General features: G+C 42.9%; 2 protein-coding genes. Both read right to left on the bottom strand.

What is annotated here, in order from left to right; genetic code table 11:
* Nucleotides 1-389, bottom strand: a 389-nt coding sequence (locus tag E5S67_RS32120) for a protein kinase domain-containing protein (protein WP_172193537.1), incomplete at its 3' end; no start/stop codon positions are given.
* Nucleotides 390-562: 173 nt separating this feature from the next.
* On the bottom strand, nt 563-1,005 hold a 443-nt coding region (locus E5S67_RS32115; protein WP_172193535.1), incomplete at its 5' end, for a sensor histidine kinase.

The raw sequence follows: 1,005 nt of genomic DNA, 5'->3' as shown, positions 1-1,005 counted from the left end.
TTGTGGATAACTCGATGCCGATACAGTTCATTGAGAATGTCAGTTATTTGAATGGCAATTTCTAAGATTTCTGCCAGAGTCAGCGAGCGCTTTTGGGCGTAGTCGCGCAGAGAAATGCCGCCAAAATCCTCCATTACTATAGCATAGCTGTGGCGATAGGACTCCAAATTGTAGGGTTCAACAACTCCAGGCAGACGTAGGTTTTTGGCGATCGTATATTGGTTGCGGAATTGCAGCAGTTCGCTGAAGCTGGGGTAGTCTCGATTTAATAGTTTAATGACAACCGGAAGCCGATCTGTTTCTCGGATGGCTCGATAAACTAGGGTTCTCGAACCATTGTATAGTTGCTCAACCAGATGATATCCTGAAATTCTGTTTGTCAAATCCACTGCCGCACTCCTATGGATTACTCCATTTCAGATATTGACCCTTGTAACTCAGTATACACTTTTATTTTTCGACTCTGACGATAATAGAACTGCAAGATCCCCTGAAAACGAACTCTACCGCTTCTATTCTTTTTCACTTTTGAATAAAAAGATTGTCATCTATCAAGAGAGTCTTACCGTTTCATCGGCAATAAAATTGTAAACTCCGTCCCTTCTCTCAATACAGAATTTACCTCGATTGTACCGCCGTGTTTCTCAACCACAATTTGACGTGCGATCGCCAATCCCAACCCCGTTCCTTTACCCACACCTTTAGTTGTAAATAAATGGTTGAAAATCTGTGCTTTGATTTCATCAGGTATCCCAGTTCCGTTGTCAGAAATACGAATCGTCACCCAGTCAGAAGACTTCATTTCTGTGCGAATCGTAATGCAATGGGCTGGGGCTTTAATCTTCTCTAAACTCGCTTCCCGATTTGATTCTTCCAGTGCATCAATGGCATTGGCAAAGATATTCATAAACACCTGATTTAATTGTCCGGGGAAGCAATCAACTGGTGGCAGGTTCCCGTACTCTTTGACTATTTCAATAGCGGGACGCTGTTCGTTCGCTTTCA

It is taken from the genome of Microcoleus asticus IPMA8 (assembly GCF_013179805.1).
In the GTDB taxonomy this organism is placed as follows: Bacteria; Cyanobacteriota; Cyanobacteriia; order Cyanobacteriales; family Microcoleaceae; genus Microcoleus; species Microcoleus asticus.
The sequence above is the reverse complement of the archived record's forward strand: the minus strand, read 5'-3'. Positions and strand labels throughout refer to the sequence as shown.